Annotated in this window: 17 protein-coding genes; 9 read left to right on the forward strand and 8 right to left on the reverse strand. The window is 47.2% G+C overall.

The window, feature by feature from the left end; translation table 11 throughout:
• Positions 1-59: 59 nt before the first annotated feature.
• Positions 60-626, forward strand: a complete 567-nt coding sequence (locus tag M1E03_RS15535) for a DUF2777 domain-containing protein (RefSeq protein WP_458110500.1) — start codon at positions 60-62, stop codon at positions 624-626.
• A 38-nt stretch (positions 627-664) separates the two neighbouring features.
• Here M1E03_RS15535 and M1E03_RS15540 read toward each other — a convergent pair whose 3' ends face one another.
• The 5 genes from M1E03_RS15540 to cotG all read right to left on the reverse strand — a co-directional run bounded on the left by M1E03_RS15540 (position 665) and on the right by cotG (position 4,543).
• Entirely contained in the window at positions 665-1,021 is a 357-nt protein-coding gene (locus tag M1E03_RS15540) for a YisL family protein (protein WP_011197750.1), read from the reverse strand.
• 134 nt (positions 1,022-1,155) lie between these two features.
• Positions 1,156-2,208, reverse strand: a complete 1,053-nt coding sequence (gene rsgA, locus M1E03_RS15545) for a ribosome small subunit-dependent GTPase A (protein ID WP_026579925.1) — start codon at positions 2,206-2,208, stop codon at positions 1,156-1,158.
• Between the two features lie 424 nt (positions 2,209-2,632).
• Positions 2,633-2,842 carry a hypothetical protein gene (locus M1E03_RS15550; RefSeq protein ID WP_023856615.1) on the reverse strand — a complete coding sequence of 70 codons (210 nt, stop codon included), beginning with the start codon at positions 2,840-2,842 and terminating at the stop codon, positions 2,633-2,635.
• Positions 2,843-2,981: 139 nt separating this feature from the next.
• Positions 2,982-3,887, reverse strand: coding sequence for a fumarylacetoacetate hydrolase family protein (locus tag M1E03_RS15555; protein WP_020450879.1), 906 nt, complete (start codon positions 3,885-3,887; stop codon positions 2,982-2,984).
• 152 nt (positions 3,888-4,039) lie between these two features.
• The gene (gene cotG, locus M1E03_RS15560) at positions 4,040-4,543 is read right to left on the reverse strand and encodes a spore coat protein CotG (protein ID WP_023856614.1); all 504 of its coding nucleotides are present in this window, start codon (positions 4,541-4,543) and stop codon (positions 4,040-4,042) included.
• Between the two features lie 165 nt (positions 4,544-4,708).
• Between cotG and M1E03_RS15565 the strand changes: the two genes are divergently transcribed.
• Together M1E03_RS15565 and M1E03_RS15570 are read left to right on the forward strand one after the other, a co-directional pair.
• Positions 4,709-5,794: a CotH kinase family protein gene (locus M1E03_RS15565; protein ID WP_023856613.1), complete on the forward strand. Its 1,086-nt coding sequence runs from the start codon at positions 4,709-4,711 to the stop codon at positions 5,792-5,794.
• 162 nt (positions 5,795-5,956) lie between these two features.
• A complete protein-coding gene (locus M1E03_RS15570; protein ID WP_020450876.1) occupies positions 5,957-6,139 on the forward strand; it encodes an aspartyl-phosphate phosphatase Spo0E family protein in 183 nt (60 codons plus the stop codon).
• Between the two features lie 82 nt (positions 6,140-6,221).
• On the opposite strand, the gene M1E03_RS15575 is transcribed toward M1E03_RS15570, so the two are convergent.
• Positions 6,222-6,515 carry a DUF3784 domain-containing protein gene (locus M1E03_RS15575; RefSeq protein ID WP_023856612.1) on the reverse strand — a complete coding sequence of 98 codons (294 nt, stop codon included), beginning with the start codon at positions 6,513-6,515 and terminating at the stop codon, positions 6,222-6,224.
• A gap of 185 nt (positions 6,516-6,700) precedes the next feature.
• On the opposite strand from M1E03_RS15575, the gene M1E03_RS15580 reads away from it, so the two are divergent.
• The 6 genes from M1E03_RS15580 to M1E03_RS15605 are packed head-to-tail and all read left to right on the forward strand — an operon-like array spanning position 6,701 to position 8,646.
• On the forward strand, positions 6,701-6,922 hold the full coding sequence (locus M1E03_RS15580; RefSeq protein WP_020450874.1) for a spore germination protein: 222 nt from the start codon (positions 6,701-6,703) through the stop codon (positions 6,920-6,922).
• Between the two features lie 12 nt (positions 6,923-6,934).
• On the forward strand, positions 6,935-7,180 hold the full coding sequence (locus M1E03_RS15585) for a spore germination protein GerPB (protein WP_020450873.1): 246 nt from the start codon (positions 6,935-6,937) through the stop codon (positions 7,178-7,180).
• Positions 7,181-7,198: 18 nt separating this feature from the next.
• The gene (gene gerPC, locus M1E03_RS15590; RefSeq protein WP_020450872.1) at positions 7,199-7,813 is read left to right on the forward strand and encodes a spore germination protein GerPC; all 615 of its coding nucleotides are present in this window, start codon (positions 7,199-7,201) and stop codon (positions 7,811-7,813) included.
• A complete protein-coding gene (locus tag M1E03_RS15595; RefSeq protein ID WP_003180439.1) occupies positions 7,810-7,992 on the forward strand; it encodes a hypothetical protein in 183 nt (60 codons plus the stop codon). Before gerPC ends, M1E03_RS15595 begins: the two co-directional genes overlap by 4 nt.
• Positions 7,989-8,372, forward strand: coding sequence for a spore germination protein GerPE (locus M1E03_RS15600; RefSeq protein WP_003180437.1), 384 nt, complete (start codon positions 7,989-7,991; stop codon positions 8,370-8,372). Before M1E03_RS15595 ends, M1E03_RS15600 begins: the two co-directional genes overlap by 4 nt.
• Before the next feature lie 55 nt (positions 8,373-8,427).
• Entirely contained in the window at positions 8,428-8,646 is a 219-nt protein-coding gene (locus M1E03_RS15605) for a spore germination protein (RefSeq protein WP_016885923.1), read from the forward strand.
• Positions 8,647-8,690: 44 nt separating this feature from the next.
• Here M1E03_RS15605 and sbcC read toward each other — a convergent pair whose 3' ends face one another.
• Together sbcC and sbcD are read right to left on the reverse strand one after the other, a co-directional pair.
• Complete coding sequence (gene sbcC / locus M1E03_RS15610) at positions 8,691-12,083, reverse strand: exonuclease subunit SbcC (RefSeq protein WP_003180433.1); 3,393 nt, start codon at positions 12,081-12,083, stop codon at positions 8,691-8,693.
• A complete protein-coding gene (sbcD, locus tag M1E03_RS15615; protein WP_331837389.1) occupies positions 12,080-13,261 on the reverse strand; it encodes an exonuclease subunit SbcD in 1,182 nt (393 codons plus the stop codon). Before sbcD ends, sbcC begins: the two co-directional genes overlap by 4 nt.
• Positions 13,262-13,315 lie beyond the last annotated feature (54 nt).

Genomic DNA, 13,315 nt, shown 5'->3' on the forward strand with positions numbered 1-13,315 from the left:
AGAGTCTTGTATGAGACAAGCCCGTTTTGGAAAAAACGAAATAAGAAAGGAGACCGCCCATGGACACCGAACGCCAAAAACGAATTTACGCCGAAAAGCGCAAATGGATTTACGGCAAAATTTTAATGGAAGACGGGATTTGCCTGATTGAAAACGAAGAAGGAGATTTATTTTTGGTTGAAAGCCTGAACAGTCCCGGAGTTTTCATCAGCATAGACGGAGAATGGCAAAAAGCCGAACTGTTTGATCAATTTGCCGTCACGAAAAAGCCGGAGACCGTGAAGCTGACAGGCGGAGAATCGATCCGTTATCTGAAAACGGTAAAACAGGCATTTCTCGAATTTTTGAACGATCTGGAAGACGGACAGTTCTATTCTTTTTTGGATCAGCTGAACAGCCTCGGCTTTTCCGTCTTTGACTGCGTCTTCGCCTATAACGGCTTGAGCTTTTGGCCCGGGAAAAAGGATGTGAAGGGCGTTTCGTTTTATCAATTTTCTCATGATATGAAACAATGCGCCCTGCAGCATCATTACGAACGAAAAGAGGAATGGAAGGACAGATTCGAATGGACCGCTTCAGACGGGGAACGAATCGTGATGATTTCAACCTTCAAGCCGCCGACATAAAAAGACACCAGTTCTCATAAAGAACCGATGTCTTTTAATTAAAACACTTTAAAGCCGAGTGGAAGACGGAGCCCAAGCACAACCGTCAAGAGCAGAACGACAATAAAGCCGATCCAGATCCCGGTGGCCGCTTTTCCGTTTTTCCTGCGAATTAAAAGCATTTCCATGAATCCGATGGTGATGAGGCCGAGCAAGGCCTTCGCTATGTATTCTCCGTTCCATGCCGTGAACTTTAAAAAGAGCTGCGCCCCGGTAATGATAACGATAATATAGAATAAGCGGAGAATCATATGTGTAATTTTTGCGCCTTTGCTGTTTCCAGATGAGTAAAGTCCGTAAGCAACGAACACTAAAATGAGCGCGATCACCCAAGACGTGATATGCATATGCGTCATATTCATTTTTCCCCCTATCAAATCAGGTATCGTTCTTATCTTATCATGAACCGGTCCATTAAACAAAACAATGTGAACGCTGTCATTTCCGCAGCAAAAAAGACGCTGAGATCATTCATCAGCGCCTTTTTCATTTATTTGCGTTTGTTCTTTTTCATGCTTTTCGTTATCTGTTTCCACCGCTTTTTTTCCTGCTGCGCCGCCCGTTTATCCGTTTTTCTTTCGAGGTATTCGAGCTCTTTTTTTAATTTCAGGTAGCTTTGGAACCGGCCGGCATCGAGTCTGCCGTCAGCCAGCGCCTCCTGCACGGAGCAGCCGGGTTCTGTTTGATGCATGCAGTCTGAAAATCGGCAGTTTTTTGCAAGCTGGTCAATATCGCTGAAGCTCTGTCTGAATCCTTCTTCCGATTCCCAAAGCTCCAATGCCCGCATCCCCGGCGTATCGATTAAAAGTCCGCCTTCAGGCAGCAAGAACATTTCCCTGTGTGTCGTCGTATGCCGCCCTTTGTCGTCATCTTCACGGACGGATTGGACCGCCTGCCTGTCTTCATTCAGAAAAAAGTTGATGATCGTTGATTTGCCAACGCCTGACGACCCTAAAAGGGCGACGGTTTCTCCTTGTTTCACATACGCTTTCAACTCATCCATCCCATTGCCTTCATGAGCGCTGATGACATGAATCGGCACCCCGAATGCCACGGATTCCGCCTGGCGCACCTTTTCTTCAATCCGGTCAGCGATGTCGGCTTTGCTCAAGACAATGACGGGATTGGCTCCGCTTTCCCAAGCCAGCAGCAAATAGCGTTCGATTCTTCTCACATTAAAATCCAGACCGAGCGCATTGACGAGAAAGATCGTGTTGACGTTTGCTGCGGTGATCTGTTCCTCTGCCGGCTCCCCCGCCGCTTTGCGCGAAAATTTGCTGAACCGGGGAACGACCTCCGTGATCATCCCTTTCTTTTCGCCACCGCGTGGGCGCATATACACCCAATCGCCGACAGCGGGGTAGTCTCCGCGGCTCTCCGCTTCAAACCTCAGCCTGCCTGAGATTTCGGCCAGCCACTCTCCCTCTTCCGTCCATACCCGGTACAACCTTTTATGCTCAAGGGCGATCCTTCCTAAAATCAGACCTTCCTCGTCCTTTAAAGCTTCCATGATATATTTGATGCCTAATGCAGATAAATTCAATGTGGTTTCCTCCTAAAGATCTGATGATTTTTCAAACAAAAAAAGAGCCGCAAATACACTGCTCTCTCAACATATAAACACTCCATGAGCCGCTTCGACAGCCCATGGAAATATCACCAGATCCATTTGAAGAATACCAGTCGAAATATTACATGGGCTGTGCAATGATCGTTTGTTGGGCAAAAAAGACAATATCCATTCTCATCACACATCCCTCATTTCTAAAAAGTTTGACAGCTTCATTATATGCTAAAGCCAATCTTTTGACAATCCTTTATTTCACTGGATTGGAAAGCGTTTCAGCCAAAACTCTGCCTGAACCTTCCTTCGAGATCCTCCTTTATCAGGCAGGGATAACATTTCACCCAGTGTCTCAAATCATTTTACAGATCGGCTGAGCGGCTTGTCTGTCTTCCATTTCATTTTAGCCAGTGATTTTATTGAATATGAAATCACTGGTAAAAAATACAATTAAACCAACCATTAAAATCAAAAATGAAATATTAAATCCTGATTCTATAAAAAATGAATATGCGGAACTTACCGATAAAGCAATCATATAAAAAACAAATCCTACTTTTGTCGCTTTTTCAGTACTTTTCTTTTCCTTTTCCGTCATTTTTCTAAAGAACAATTTCTTTCCTCCCAAACATCAATCATTATTGATAAACAATCTGCGAGCAGCCATAACACATGTCGAAAACAGGCTGTGTACTTGCCGTTGATTCGAAAAATAGCCCCCTGGCAATCTCGCATATTTTTATAAAAGTTTTTTATTTCACTGGATTGGAAAGCGTTCCGATCGGTTCGATCGTAATGTCGACTTGATCGCCTTTTCGGAGGAACTTTGGCGGATTAAAGCCTTTGCCGACTCCTGACGGCGTACCGGTTGCGATAATATCCCCCGCTTCAAGCGTCATTCCTTTAGACAGCGTTTCGATCATGTCCGCAATCGGAAAAATCATGTCCTCTGTGCTGCCCGACTGGCGGAGTTCGCCGTTCACTCTCGTCTCAACCCTCAAGTCGCCTGCGTCTTCAATCATTGATTTATGTACAAGAAACGGCCCCATCGGGCAAGTCGTATCAAGGCTTTTGCCGATAAAAAACTGCTTGTGCCTCTTTTGCAGATCGCGCGCCGTCACATCATTGATGATCGTATAGCCGAACACATAGTCGAGGGCTTCAGCTTTCGGGATGTTCTTTCCCGTTTTGCCGATGACAACCGCGAGCTCGCCTTCATAATCGAGCGCCTCTGTCACGCCTTCGTGGGCATCAATCCCTTCCATGTGGCCGATAACCGAAGTCGGAGCTTTTGTAAACACCATGATATGTTCGGGAATATCTGCTTCACTTCCCATTTCAATCGCATGATCCCGATAATTTTTTCCGATGCAGATCACGTTTTTCCGCGGTTCGGGAATCGGCGCAAGCAAATCAACGTCTGACAGCGGATAAATATACGAACCGCTCTCTTCGCTGTTTTTCTTTTTTGACCATTCCACTAGCTGTTCGACATGGCGGACAAACTTCTCTCCCTCGCTTACGCATTCGATAAGCGTTTCAGGTATCGTTTCAAGCTCAAACAGCTTTTTTTCCGCCTTTTGCAAATCCATTATCTTCTCATCCATGACAAGCCCTACAAATGTACGGCTGTGTAGCTTTGCTGTCGCAAACTTCATAAATATTCCCCCGCAGTATGATTTAAAACTATTCTACATATTCTCTAAAAAAACGAAAATTCCTTTTCGCTTTCAGCAAACAGCTTCGAAAGTCCCGGGCGTTCCTTCCCGGAAAAGAAAATGGCGGCTCACCATGCAGTAAGCCGCTTCTCTTATTTTTTCCGGTAGATGACTTCGGTCAGATTTCCGTCAGACCATTTTGTAATGGTTTCATAGCCGCCTCGTTTATGATGGTGAGTCTTCTTGCAGCGATGATGATCGGGGCGTTTACTTCTGCATTTATCCCGTTTTTTGCAATCGTGAGGCTTTTTGCTTTTATCCGGTTTTTTACAGCCGTCAGGTTTCTTGCTTTTGTCAGGCTTTTTGCAGTCATCAGGTTTCTTGCTTTTGTCGGGTTTCTTGCAGTCATCAGGTTTCTTGCTTTTGTCGTGCTTGCTTTTATCCGGTTTTTCATGGTCGTCATGCTTCTTGCTTTTATGATGTTTTTTGCTTCTGTCCGGCTTGATCCCCCACCAAAGATCCCAAATGTTATGCGGACGCCGCTCTTTTCCCGAGCCGGCGGATTCTTCGGGTTCCCGGTCTAAATAATGGTCTCTGCCTTCGCTCTTCAGCTGATCTACCGCCTCTTTAATGTCATGATCATGGACACCACTCATCTTGTAACCTCCTGTTCTTCCTTTTTTATGTCCTGATTTATCATACGCACCGTAAAGACAAGTGTACTGAGGCAAATGACTGTTTTTGTTCAAACTTAGGCGGTCCGCTTCCGGGACTGGCTGTTTTCACATATGATATGTCAGCTGAAAAAGGAGGAAATGATGATGAGTGCCACTGCCTTGCCGGCCTTCAGGCTGCACATTCATCCGAAGCATCTGCTTGAGTTGAAAAAAGACGTCTGGAGTGATGAAGCTGTTCCGGGCATGCTCTTGACCGGTTCAGCAAAGACGCCTGTCGCAGTGTCATACAGAGGGGCCCATACCCGCAAACTGACAAAGAAGTCCTATTTCATTCAATATCCGGACAGAAAAGAAAAGGCTGAAGAAGCTGCGTTTCATTTGAACGCCGAATATCACGACCCGTCTTTCATCAGAAACAGGCTATCCTTTCATTTTTTTGAACAAATCGGCGTTCTTGCGCCGGCAGCATCGCACGTTTTCCTTTATATCAACGAAAAAAAAGAAGGCATCTATTTAAAAATCGAATCTGTTGACGATCATTTCTTAAAGAGGAGAAATTTAGAAAGGGGGGCCATTTATTATGCCGTTGATGACGATGCTAATTTTTCTCTGCTGAGCTCCTTCGATAAAAAGGCTAAGCAAAATCTCATGCAGGGATATGAAAGAAAAACGGGGTCTAGCCGCCACGATGATTACCTCCAGGAATTTATCTACTTTATTAATACCGCAAAAGACGACATATTTGAAAAGGAAATCAAACGCTATCTCGATGTCAAACAATATTTGCTATGGCTCATCGGCGCCGTCTGCACCCAAAACTTCGACGGCTTCGTCCATAACTATGCGCTTTATTTAAACGATCGCACAAAAACGTTTCAAATTATTCCATGGGATTATGACGCGACATGGGGACGGAATATTCACGGGGAAGAAATGGAACATAACAGGATTCCGGCGAAAGGCTATAATACACTGTCTGCGAGACTGCTCGACATCCCGGCTTTTCAGTCCCAATACTTCAATTTAATGAAAAACGTCTTGCACCGCCAATTTACAATCAGCCGGCTTTCGCGGTTTGCGGTAGACTGGCATGAGACAATCGCGCCTTTTCTTGAATATGATCCTTATACAACCGTCACATACAGCCGACTCGAAGATGAGCAAAAACAAATTTTCCATTTTATCGAACAGAGGAAGCGGTTTCTGCTTTTCGAGCTTTCCCGATTATAAACGGGCGCTCTCCTTCAAAAAAAATGTCACATTTTTTGTCATATTGGCGAAAAAAATCCCTTTAACACAAAATAAGGTATACTAGCAATATCAAGGAACATCATTGCTGAATACCTGAAATCACCGACTCAAAATACAAATCGAAAGTTGGAGACTGCCATGATGAACAATAAAATTGAAGCAAAAAGACTGGCCTTATTTGAAGCTGCCGAAAAATTCGGCATCAACTCCAAAGAGGCCATTCAATGCAGTCAGGAATTGGACAACTTGCTGAACCAACGAATGCAAAAGGATGAGAACTGCGTGATACATGCGGAAGAAAGAAAAGGCCGCCATACATCATGACCTCCGACTGCAAGCTGCGCCTGATGCCCGGCCTTCCCTCTCCTCCGTTTCCTCATCCAATGATTTCAGGTCGCAGCTTTGGCTATTCGGCCATTGTTTTTTGAACATAAATCATCGTGCACACACCGTAGGCAAGAATGACCGAAGGTGTAAAGGACTCTTGATACGGAATATAAACAAACCCGTTCAAGAATAACAAAAATCCGCTGTTCAAAAAGAAATACCCTGCGATTTTGGCCAGCTTATCCTGATCCCTTACTCTTTCCCGGCGAAATCCCCGCAATATCCAAGTTTGTTTTTTTATTCCGACTGCATAGGCTGCTGAAAAGAACAGCAGGGCTGCAGCGATTGACACCAAATTCCATTGAAAATACATGTCTCCTACCCCTTCCCTTATCGCACCGTTTTTTTATTCATACGTTTTCCCCTCTGATGAGTTTCACCCGCATGTGATCAGCACTCACGAAAAAACCTCTTTTTTTATCACAAAAGCGCCTAAGCAACATAGGATATGGTGTATAGCCCATAAAAAACGTTTGATTATTTAAAGGGTGTGCCATCATGCCAGCTATTGTCGGAGCTTTTAAAGTAAATGCCGTCGGTACGAGCGGCGTTGTTCATGTCGGAGACTGCATCACGATTTCTCCTTATGCAGAAGTTAAAACATTCGCAGGCGCCGGCAGTTTCAATACCGGAGACGGACTCAGCGTATATAACCAGAACAGCATCACCAACACATATGACAACGATATGATTGATCAGCCGATCGCAGGCAACCTGTAAGGAGGTGGGGGCATGAATTTTTATATCAACCAATCGATTCAAATCAACTATTTAAGAGTCGAAGGCATCAGCAACTCTTCCGTCTTGCAGATCGGGAGCGCGGGCTCCATTAAAACACTTTCCAACCTTTATAATACAGGGAGCTACACGGAAGCAGCCCCGCCTGTCGCCGGCGGCGGAGCTTTCCAAGATGCTTTTGAGGAGGGGCCGTCATCGACTTTCGTTCCTCTCATAGCTCCATCTGTTACAACAGGCTAAACGGGGGTGTGATCACTTATGAAGCAAAACAATCCCTCATATTCTCAAAACTGGTACAGCTATGTGCAGCAGCAGGCTGCTCTGATTGAAAATCTCGAAAGGCGAATGGCCGTATTACAGGCAGAATTGAACAACCTGAAAGAAAATCCCGGCACAAGGATTGACCGGATTGAATACAAATTTGACCAGCTGAAGATCGAGCGTCTTGAAGGAACGCTCAACATCGGGCTTAATCCGACAGATCCTGACCAGGTGGAGAACTTTGAAATCAGCCAGCAGCCGCCGGGTATCGGAATGCTGCAGCAGGAACTCGACGGCCAGCTGATGCAGCAAACGAGACAGCTCGTCGATGCCTACTTAAACGAAGAAACCCCTCGTTTGCTGGAACAGCTGGAAGACCGGTATGACAGTAAACTGGACGATACAAACCGCCACCATATCATCGAAGACATCAGAAAGCAAATCGACAGCCGCATCCGCTATTACGTCAAACATGTGCAGCCTGACGAAAACATCCAGCCCCGCGAGCATGCAGAACGGCTGGCCGATTATGTGAAGCGTGATATCGCGCGGGCAATCGAACACTTTCTCAAATCGATTCCTGACGAAATGAAAGGAAATGAAAACGAATGAATTTTACCGTTGTGAACCGCTGTTTCGATGTAGGCAATATTAATATTACCGCAGTTTCAAGCTCATCTGTTTTTTTAATCGGAGATACAGAATGCATTTCCCTGTCATCAATTTTTGATACACCGCCTGAATCTCTCATTGTCGGGCCGTTTGTCCCGCTGGCGCCGGAATCAAGATGATCAGAACGTCAAAAGTAAAGTTTATGAAAGTTCATTCAGTAGGGATCACCAGCACGCTGCAAATCGGGGATGTCGAAGAGATTATTCCTAAAGTGAAAATTCTCGCTGTTCAGCGCTACCTTTCACTTTTTTTCGGAAATGAAGGCTCATTTAATCAGGAAGATTTCCCTCTCTTTCAGCAGCCGATACCACATTTATTACCGGAAACCGGCGTCTCATCAGCTTTTTTCCATGAGGTTCCCGTCATTCGAGTCAGAGCTGTAAAAATTGCCGGGGTATCTTCTTCTTCAGTTTTTCAGGTTGGTTCGACGCGCCGCATGATTTCCGAGGCGAGAGTCAAACATATCAGAAAGCTTCCTCCTGCAAGGAACTCACAATAACCGCCCGGCCGACATATACTGGTTCAGAGACTTCTATAAAGGATGTCGATCAATCATGCCAGCCATTGTCGGACCCATTAAAATCAATGAAATCTCAGGAGGAGTAGTGAATTTCGGCGATTCTTTTTATCTATCTCCAAAAAGCTCTTCAAAGTCTGCACTCGGTTCTGGTGCTGGTAATACTGGAGATTTCCTTATCGTCAACAATGGTATAAACGCGACAAATTATATAGACCCGGATGTAAGCGACCAGAATGTTGTCGGAAATGCATAAAGCAGCCTCTTCCACTAGAAGAAGGCTGCTTTTTGGTTACCAGGTTAAATCATTTCAAGCGATACAGCTGTGCCTTTGCCGCTCGGTTCAGCCGGATGGACAATCAGCTTCTTCGGCAGCCTGGCCCGAAGTTCCTGAACGTGGCTGATCACACCGACCGACAGATTGTCAGACTGAAGCTTCTCCAATGCGGTCACGACCGTATCCAGCAAATCCTGATCAAGCGTGCCAAACCCTTCGTCCAAAAAGAAGAATTGGAGCGGATACTCTCCGCGAAGCTGGATCTGTGCCGAAAGTGCAAGCGCAAGCGCCAGTGAAGTCAGAAACGTCTCCCCACCTGACAGACTCGTAACAGGGCGCTTGACTCCGCCGTTGGCATCGTCCCTCATCACAAAACCGCCTTCTGAGTCGACTTCAATCGCATACCTCTGTCTTGTCAGTTCGCCGAGTCTTGCAGATGCGTCTCTTGTGACGCTTTCAAGCTGCTCTTCTGCCAAGTATTCAACAAAGCTGTTTCCTTTAAAGACGGCTTGGAGTTTATCAAGACGGTCGATGTATGTCTGCCATTCAGCCAATGATGCTTCAAGTTCCTTAAACCTTTTATGGTTCTCGCGGATGACGGCGAGAGCTTTGCCGGCCGCGCCCCTTTCTTCCAAGGCTTTGCTGAATGCCTCCTCAGCTTTGTCCTTCGTGACGGCGGCTTTTTCCCAACTCTCCTCAGAAACCGATCTCCCATCAAGCTTTTCCGTAATCCGCTTGATATTGGACTCGCACTGTTTTGTCTGATCCCAATGCATTTGAATGTCTTCTTTCAGCCGGGCAAGATCATCGCGGTCTAAAATGCTCGCTTTCACTTCAGAGGCCTTTTCAAACGGTGTACCTCCGGATTTTTCCTGCCAGATGTCCGCCGCTTTCGCAAGCCTTGCTTCCGCTTCACGCAAAGCGAGCTCACACCCTTTTGTCTGTCCTCTTAAACGGCTGACTTCGGATTCGGTCTCTTTGAGCCGTCCGTAAAGCGTCTGTTCCTGCTCATGCAGCTTGGCCAATTGCGTTTTCACGTCTTGAAGCTTTTTGTCGATTGCAGCTGTATCGGGATAGCCCATCAGCTCTTTTTGATAATCGTTTATTTCTTTATTAAGGCTTTCGACAGCATAGCGGAGGTCGAGCTTTTCTTTATCAAGCGCAAACAAGCGCTCGGTGAGCTTCTCTTTTTGCTGTTCATGTTTTGTGAGAAAGCCGACGCTCGTTTCGATACGCTTTTCGAATTCCTCTGCGGCCAGATCTTTTTCTTCAATCGTTTTTTGCCATTTTTCAGCCTGTTCATAAGAGAGGCCGTCGAATTGTTCGCCGAAGCTTTTTCGGCGTTCATTTAACTGGTCATTTAATTCGCCGACGCGGTTTTGAAGCCTGTTACGCTCCTTTTCTTCATGGCTGAGTCGCTCGCTGATTTGGTCGCGTTTCTTGCAGAGCTCTTTATATGTGTGAAGGAGCTTGGACATCCTGCTTTTTGTCTCTGCGAGATCCTGTCTGATTCCTTTCCATTCAAAGCTGATGCGGTTGTACCGTTCGGGAATGGTGCCTTCTTCTATCGATGCAGCGGTTTCAGGCAGTTCATGTTTGCTCTTGACTAAAAACGGGCATTCGCTCACCAGGTGGTCGGATTGCTGTTCGAGTGCCACTTTGGCCGAGAGAAACTCCTGAGCCAGCGCACCGGCTTCAGCGATGATGGCTTCCGTTTTCTCCAGTTCGGAATCCGCCTCTTTAAAGGACAGGCTTTCTATGCCGACGCGGGCGGGCATTTCATGATGTACAGATCCGCAGACCGGACAAGGCTCTCCGTCTTTGAGCTGCTTTGCCAGTTCGATTGCCAGCTGATCACGGTTTGCCTGTTCCCGTTTTGCCGCAATCTCTTCTTTTTTTTGAGATGCCACACGGATGGTCTCAGAGAGCGATCTGTCTGTTTCGCAAACGAGCGCGTACGCTCGTTCGACAGCGGCAAACAATGCCTCGATGCGTTCGGTTTCAGCTTTTACCTTTTGATCCACCGCTTGCTGTTCTTGCTGGAGCTCTTTAATCAGCGTCTCCTGCTGACCAAGCCGTTCCTTTTCTAAAGCGGCATCGTTGTTAAGCTGTTGAATGTGAAAAGCAAGCTGATTGGCATTTCGGCAGTTTTTACGCTCTTCGCTAGATACCTGGACAGATTTCAGCTCCGCTTTCAGCTGATTCTGCTTGGCTGTCCCGCGTTCAAGCAGACTTTTCACCTTGGCCAGCTCGTCTGCCGCATGCTTGATTTCCTCTTCTTTCAAACGCTGTTCGCGCTGCTTCTTCTCGGCCTCGGCCTGTGCGGCTAGCCGCTTGTTTTCAATTTCCTTCAAAGCGGTGAGCTGTTCTTCTTGCTTGAGAAGCTCCGGTTCCTTTTCATTTTTAAGACGCCTGAAATCCTCGTACTCGCGTTCTGTTTTTTTATGAAGCTCTTCATATTGTTCTAATTGTTCCCGCGCTTGTTTTTCTTCCCGGTGTGCGCGTTCGGCATCTTCCCGCGCTGCCAGCAAGGCGTCTGCATAAGGCTTGAGCGTATTTGCCGTTTCGGCGAGGTGCAGGCGGCTTTCTTTTTCCCGAATCTGTTCCTGTTTCTTTAAAAGCTCCGCCTCTTTTTTCAGATAGCTTTCTTTTTCCTGCTGCAGGTTCCAAATCTCCTGATACTCCGCAAAGCGCTGCGCTTCTGCGTCTCGTTCGCGCTTCTTGCTTTGCAAAAGGCTTTCAGCTTCTTCGAGATGCTGTTCCGCCTGTTTCAGCGCCTCTTCCCCCGCATCGCCCAATCCAGCCTGCTCGGCAAGCATCTCATTTTTTCTGGCCTGCGCTGTTTGCGCCTGTTTCTTCAGTTTTTTGACGAGCCTGTCCCCGTATTGTTCGAGGTTGAACAGGCGCTGAAGCATCTGCCGCCGCTCCGCTCCTTTTAAGGAAAGAAATTCGGCGAATTTACCTTGCGGCAGGACGACTGCCCTTGTAAAATCGTCGATCGTCAAGCCCAGCAGCTCTTCGATTTTCCGGTTTACTTCATTCGCTTTATCGGCCAGAACGATTTGTTCCTCTTTCATTTCAATGAAGCGGCAGATCGATGTTTTGACCTTGACGGCATCTGTCCGCTTAAAGACCCGTTCCACTTTATAAGCCGTCTCATGGCCTGTCTGCAGCTTAAACGTAAACGATACAGCAAGCTCATCTTCGGCATGATTCAAAATACCGTGCGTATTATTGGCGGCCCGCTCCACCTTCCCATACAAAGCGAGAGTCATCGCGTCAAGAATCGACGACTTGCCGCTTCCGGTCGGCCCGAAGATACCGAATACACCGGCATCGCACAGGCGCTCAAAATCGATCACCTGCTCCTGCCTGAAACTGTGCAGCCCCTTAATAGACAGAGAAATCGGCTTCATGTTTCATCACCCTCTTCCTGTTCCGATCCTGCGGCGAGCTCCAGAAACAGTTTGACGGTTTCCTCATCGGGAACCGCTCCACCGGTTTGTCTTTCATAAAACGCTATAAACCGTTCTTCAATCGGAACGTTTCTGGACCGGATCTTCTCTTCATCCGAGGCGGCTTCCTCAAAAACCGGACGAATATGGATGATGCCTTGATGCGCTTTTCTCAAACGGTGAATTTCTTCAATCGACAGCTGGTCTGTCAGATGGATTTCAAGGTCGATCCACGCGTTTTTGTCCCGCTCTTCCTCCAGCCAGCTGTATACTTGGGACATCCCTTTTTCCGCCTTCCATTTAACGAGCGGTTTTCCACTCGTCAAATGGACCTCTTCCCATGATGCCGTTTGACCGGGTGCGGCTTCGACAATGGTGACCGATTTTGCGTATCCCGCTTCAGAGAAGCTGTAAGCAAGCGGTGAACCTGAATATCTGGCAAGCGTGCGGGCCCGTTTGATCGTCTGCGGGCGATGAAGATGCCCGAGCGCCACATAGGCGGCGTTTTCCGGCAGGCTTTCCGCAGCCACCGTATATGCGCCTCCGACTTCGATCGGCCGCTCAGAATCCGTCTGGCTGCCGCCCGCCACATAAATATGGCTTGCCGCAATCTGCACCGCATCCTTTCTCGCCTTGCCGCACATACGCTGAAAGGTCTGCTTGATTTTCTCATCATACTGGTCGCGCAGCAGTTTTTCGTCAAATGTTTCCGACAGCACTTCATTCAGTCTGGACTCGGAAGGATAGGCGAGCGCTGCGACTGACAGGATCTCCCCACTAGAAGCGACTTCTATTTCAACTGGCTCAGTCTTCGGGTACCCGATCAAGTGGATGCCATGGTCTGTCGTTAACGGAGAGGCCGCGGAAAGGCGGTCCGGATTATCATGGTTGCCGGCAATCACGACGACCGGACGGTTTCCTTTGTCAGACAAGGCGGAGAGGCTTTCATAAAAAAGCTGTTCAGCCAGTGCAGGCGGATTCACTGTGTCAAATGCGTCTCCGGCCATGATAACGGCGTCGATCTTTTCATCTTTTACGATCCTTGTGAGCTCTTCAAGAAAGTCCGCCTGTTCTTTCAGGCGGCTTCTCCCTTCAAGCGTTTTTCCTAAATGCCAGTCCGCTGTATGTAAAATTCGCATGTGTGCCTCACCTCTCTTTTCATTAAAGCTCCCCCCGAAATCGTCAGGGGGACG

The organism is Bacillus sp. PK6-013, from assembly GCF_054161445.1.

Excerpts from the sequence above, each read along its gene's own strand:
- M1E03_RS15535 (WP_458110500.1), top strand. The coding sequence starts at position 60 with ATGGACACCGAACGCCAAAAACGAATTTACGCCGAAAAGCGCAAATGG.
- M1E03_RS15540 (WP_011197750.1), bottom strand. The coding sequence starts at position 1,021 with ATGACGCATATGCATATCACGTCTTGGGTGATCGCGCTCATTTTAGTG.
- M1E03_RS15555 (WP_020450879.1), bottom strand. The coding sequence starts at position 3,887 with ATGAAGTTTGCGACAGCAAAGCTACACAGCCGTACATTTGTAGGGCTT.
- cotG (WP_023856614.1), bottom strand. The coding sequence starts at position 4,543 with ATGAGTGGTGTCCATGATCATGACATTAAAGAGGCGGTAGATCAGCTG.
- M1E03_RS15565 (WP_023856613.1), top strand. The coding sequence starts at position 4,709 with ATGAGTGCCACTGCCTTGCCGGCCTTCAGGCTGCACATTCATCCGAAG.
- M1E03_RS15570 (WP_020450876.1), top strand. The coding sequence starts at position 5,957 with ATGAACAATAAAATTGAAGCAAAAAGACTGGCCTTATTTGAAGCTGCC.
- M1E03_RS15575 (WP_023856612.1), bottom strand. The coding sequence starts at position 6,515 with ATGTATTTTCAATGGAATTTGGTGTCAATCGCTGCAGCCCTGCTGTTC.
- M1E03_RS15580 (WP_020450874.1), top strand. The coding sequence starts at position 6,701 with ATGCCAGCTATTGTCGGAGCTTTTAAAGTAAATGCCGTCGGTACGAGC.
- M1E03_RS15585 (WP_020450873.1), top strand. The coding sequence starts at position 6,935 with ATGAATTTTTATATCAACCAATCGATTCAAATCAACTATTTAAGAGTC.
- gerPC (WP_020450872.1), top strand. The coding sequence starts at position 7,199 with ATGAAGCAAAACAATCCCTCATATTCTCAAAACTGGTACAGCTATGTG.
- M1E03_RS15595 (WP_003180439.1), top strand. The coding sequence starts at position 7,810 with ATGAATTTTACCGTTGTGAACCGCTGTTTCGATGTAGGCAATATTAAT.
- M1E03_RS15600 (WP_003180437.1), top strand. The coding sequence starts at position 7,989 with ATGATCAGAACGTCAAAAGTAAAGTTTATGAAAGTTCATTCAGTAGGG.
- M1E03_RS15605 (WP_016885923.1), top strand. The coding sequence starts at position 8,428 with ATGCCAGCCATTGTCGGACCCATTAAAATCAATGAAATCTCAGGAGGA.
- sbcC (WP_003180433.1), bottom strand. The coding sequence starts at position 12,083 with ATGAAGCCGATTTCTCTGTCTATTAAGGGGCTGCACAGTTTCAGGCAG.
- sbcD (WP_331837389.1), bottom strand. The coding sequence starts at position 13,261 with ATGCGAATTTTACATACAGCGGACTGGCATTTAGGAAAAACGCTTGAA.